This is a genomic window from bacterium (assembly GCA_040753085.1).
Taxonomy (GTDB): domain Bacteria; phylum UBA9089; class JASEGY01; order JASEGY01; family JASEGY01; genus JASEGY01.
Map to the genome: position 1 here is coordinate 1 of JBFMHI010000193.1, position 4532 is coordinate 4532.

The following is a 4532-nucleotide window of genomic DNA, read 5'->3' on the forward strand; positions in this document are numbered from 1 at the left end:
TAGCTCTTTTTCTAAGGTTTTTAGCAAGAGTAATAATATTGCCCGCCAATTTCACCCTCACCCTATCCCTCTCCCCTCAAGGGAGAGGGAATTTTGCTTTGTCTCCCAACTAACTGCTTAACTTAGTCTTGAGTAGTTACGAAAAGACGAACCCATTAAAGCAAGCTTGACAAGGCACTAGTGTATCGTCACATTTGATTTAATAGGTTGGTCTCTTGTAGAAGCAATCTCCCTCACCCTACCCCTCTCCCCTCAGGGGAGAGGGTAGGGTGAGGGGTAAAAGAGGTTCTACCCACAAATACTAACTTGACAAGGCACTAGCATCGAGCCTCGAGCCTCGAGGATCGAGCATCGAGGCTCGAGCCTCGAGTAAACCTACCTGCTACCGGCGGCTTTTTTGCGTCTCACATAGTCAGCCAACCTAACCACCCTGGCCCCCTTTTCACCACTCAAAAGTTCTTCTCCATCAAGGATAATATACTTATAACCCTGCTCGGTTAAAAAGAGTTGTCGATTAGAGGCAAAATGCTGTTCTTTTGTCTCCCGGGTAACCAGGGAGTAAAAATGGGCTATGGTGCCTTCTCTTTTGGGTCTTAAGATTCGTCCTAATCTCTGGGCCTCTTCCTGTCTTGAGCCAAAAGTGCCAGAAACTTGGATGGCTACTGAGGCTTGAGGGAGGTCAATCGCAAAATTCGCTACCTTGGAAACCACCAGAACCTTTATCTTCCCCTCCTTAAAGCCCTGGTAAAGTCTGGTCCTTTCCAGATTCGAGACCTGACCGGTTATGAGCGGGGCATCCAGTATCATGGCCAGAAATTTGAGCTGTTTCAGATATTGGCCGATAACTAAAATTGATTCTCCCTCATGTCTGTCAATCAATGTTTTAACCAGGGGTATTTTGGCCGGATTTTCTGAAGAGATTCTAAACTTTTCTCTATCATCAGCTACGGCGTAGGGCAGACGCTGTCCCTCCTCCAGATTTATCCTTATTTCAAAGCAGATGGCAGTGGCAATCCAGCCTTCCCTTTCCAATTCCTTCCAGGGCACATCGTATTTTTTGGGACCGATCAGGGAAAAGACATCTTCTTCTAAGCCATCTTCCCTGACCAGAGTAGCCGTTAGCCCAAGACGCCTCTTGGCCTGGATCTCGGCGGTTATCCGAAACACGGGCGCTGGAAGCAAGTGGACTTCATCATAAATAATTAGTCCCCAATTATGTCGATTAACCAGGGAAAAATGAGGGAACTCCTCATCTTTGGCCCTCCGGTAAGTCAGAATCTGATAAGTAGCCAGGGTCAGAGGACGAATCTCTTTAACCTCGCCACTGTATTCACCGATCATATCAGGGGGCAGATTGGTTTTATCTATTATTTCACTAATCCACTGTCGAAGGGCGATAATATTAGTCACCAGGATAAGGGTTTCACACTTTAACCGCTCTATGGCGCCTAAACCGACCATTGTTTTACCCGCCCCGCAAGGAAGAACAATCACCCCACTCCCTCCCTTCAATCCCCCCCCGGCGTGAAAATTCGCTACCGCCTCCACCTGATAGTGACGAAGATTGAAAGGCCTGCCGGCCCTGGTGGTCATTAAGAGGGAAACATCCAAATATGTCCCCGGAACGTATCCGGCTAAATCCTCCACCGGAAAGCCGATCTTGATCAAGGCTTGTTTTACATGTCCCCTCATTAAGGGATGTATTTCAATCGTGAAGGAATCAACTTTTTTGAGCAAATATGGCTTGGTCAGCTTATTGTGCCAGATCTCAGTAATAAGATATTCATCATTGGAGTAAAGAAAGAGGCCATCTTGCCTCTTGATCAGTTTTAACCTGCCGTACCGGGCGATGTAATCACAAATATCTTTTTTAACATTTTCTGGCAGATCAAATTTACTAAATCTCTCTAAGGCATTTAAGATATGCACTGCGGTTAGGCCGGCCGCGGCAGCATTCCACAGGGAAAGAGGAGATATCTTATAGGTATGAATATGTTCGGGGGATTTCTCTAATTCAGCAAATCTGACCAATTCATCCCTGGCCTCTTCATAGGCCGGGTTATCCACTTCCAAAAGAATGGTTTTATCAGATTGAATAATAACAGGATTATCCGGATGATAATTCATTTAGTCTCTTTCTCTTCTTATTTCTTTTTCTCAGCGCCTTTTTCTTCCTCAGCCTTCTCCCTTAATTTTTTTGCCCTCTCCTTAGCCGCATTCAAAGAGTTTCTCACATCTCCCATAAAATCTTCAAGTCTCCACTCCTCTAAGCCGGTCACATAAATATTGGTTGTTTGTCCGTAGGACTTGATCCGCATCCTTTTATTAAAGGAGTTGATAATGGCTATCACCCCAACCCCTATGGTCAAAGAGAGCAAAATACCGACTACCAACAAACGCAGTAAATTATGCGCCCCTGTCAATAAAAGATATATCGCATGAAAGAAGGTAGGCAGCCGCCACAAGGCCAACAAGATAAGGAGGGTTCCTCCACCGAGTCGTAAATAGTCAATCTCCTTATCCATGGTTATCGAGTCTATTTCTTCTAAATTGAACATCTTGGTAAAGGACTCCACCAGAGACCTCTGGTGGCAAAGAAGTCTTTGGTTAGTTAAAGCAATTCTCCATTTACGCCACCAACTTATTACATGGCCTATGTTCTGCTCAATCATTTCATCTGATATCTCTTCCTTTACTTCCTCACCTTCTTCTAACCAGTCCTCCATTTTATCAACCTCCTCAGGTAATAAAATCAGCCGGCAGAAATCAGAAGACAGAAGTCTTTGCCTTCGGTCATCTGTTTCTATCTGTGCCTTGTTTGTTGACCAATTACATATAGTTTAGCAAACGGCCTGCGGTTTGTCAACAAAAATGAGTTGCCTTTTTTGGCGGGCTCTGGTAAAATAGGCTAAGGTATTATGAAAACAGTAGCCTTTAGAACCCTCGGATGCAAGCTTAATCAATATGAAACCCAGATTATCCAGCAGATGCTGCTGAAGTCCTGTTTCTCGGTGGTCTCCTTTGACTCGCCGGCTGATTTTTATATTATTAACACCTGTACGGTCACCGGCAAAAGCGACTACAAATCAAGGCAGGCTATTCGTCAGGCGGTTCGGAGAGGAGAGAATTCAAGGGTGATCGTGACAGGATGTTATGCCCAGACTAATCCCCAAGAGATTTCTCAAATCCCGGGGGTAGACCTCATCATAGGGAATAGTGAGAAATGGCAAATATTAGAGTATTTAAGCTCCACTGGGGTAAAAGTAGAGGATATCTCGAATCAAAACCAATTTGACACCCCTGAGATTTCCGATTTTGGAGGAAATACCCGGGCTTTTATTAAGATTCAGGATGGGTGTAACCGGCAGTGCAGTTATTGCCGGGTCCCTCTTGCCCGGGGACCAAGCCGAAGCCAATCCCTGGCCAGGGTTATCTCCCAGGCGGAAGGGATAGTGGCCAAGGGATATCGAGAAATTGTTCTTACCGGGGTTGACCTGGGGGGGTATGGATGGGATCTAAAAGAAGAGGTCGATCTGTCAGGACTGCTTAAGGAATTGATGCAAGTTGATGGATTGGCCCGGATTAGATTGAGTTCCATTGAGCCGACAGAAATACCCGAAGAGCTGATCGACCTTATTAGAGGGCCAAAGATATGTTCCCACCTCCACATCCCACTTCAAAGCGGTAGTGACAGGATTCTGGAACGAATGGGGCGAAGATACGAGGCTTACTTTTATAAAGATCTTATTCTAAACCTAAGGGAGACTGTCCCCGGCATAGCTCTGGGGGCTGATGTAATGGTTGGTTTTCCTGGTGAGGGAGAGGAAGATTTTAATTCTACCCTAAGACTTATCGAGGAGCTCCCCCTGGCTTATCTCCACGTCTTTGAATATTCGAGGAGAGCCGGCACAAAGGCAGCTACTTTCAAGCCTGAGGTTCCTCCTGCCGTGAAGAAGAAGCGGAGTGAGATCCTAAGAAGGCTTTCCGCCGAGAAGTCTCTTTTATTCAGGAAGGAATTCGAAGGGGCTACCCTTTCGGTGCTTATTCTCAACACCCTGGATAAGGAGACAGAATATCTCCGAGGACTCTCGGATAATTATATCGAGGTTCTCTGCCCGGGTGTTAACGGGAATGAATGGTTCAATAGAATAGCGGCCGTCAGGATAACTGAAGTAAGTTCGGATAGAACCATGGGGGAATTAATCCCGGGTGGATCCTCCGTAACTACTCAAAACTAAGTTAAGCAGTTAGTTGGGAGACAAAGCAAAATTCCCTCTCCCTTGAGGGGAGAGGGATAGGGTGAGGGTGAAATGGGCGGGCAATATTATTACTCTTGCTAAAAACCTTAGAAAAAGAGCTACCACCCTCCCCTAACCCCTCCCATCAAGGGAGGGGAAGCTCTTAGGCCGACGCTGTCAGGACAAAAGGAGATGAAACTTAACCCATAGCACTATAATCTGTAATGAGCTTACTTTTTTAACTTGATTTTGAGTAGATACGGTCCTCCATAGATGTTGCAAGGGAGGTTTTAT

Annotated in this window: 3 protein-coding genes; 1 reads left to right on the forward strand and 2 read right to left on the reverse strand. The window is 45.7% G+C overall.

Annotated features, from left to right (window positions below; all coding sequences use genetic code 11):
• Positions 1-375 precede the first annotated feature (375 nt).
• A complete protein-coding gene (locus AB1797_13230) occupies positions 376-2127 on the reverse strand; it encodes a DNA repair helicase XPB (protein MEW5768548.1) in 1752 nt (583 codons plus the stop codon).
• A 17-nt stretch (positions 2128-2144) separates the two neighbouring features.
• Entirely contained in the window at positions 2145-2726 is a 582-nt protein-coding gene (locus tag AB1797_13235) for a hypothetical protein (protein ID MEW5768549.1), read from the reverse strand.
• 192 nt (positions 2727-2918) lie between these two features.
• Here AB1797_13235 and mtaB point away from each other — a divergent pair, with 192 nt between their 5' ends.
• The gene (gene mtaB, locus AB1797_13240) at positions 2919-4238 is read left to right on the forward strand and encodes a tRNA (N(6)-L-threonylcarbamoyladenosine(37)-C(2))-methylthiotransferase MtaB (GenBank protein MEW5768550.1); all 1320 of its coding nucleotides are present in this window, start codon (positions 2919-2921) and stop codon (positions 4236-4238) included.
• Positions 4239-4532: the final 294 nt, after the last annotated feature.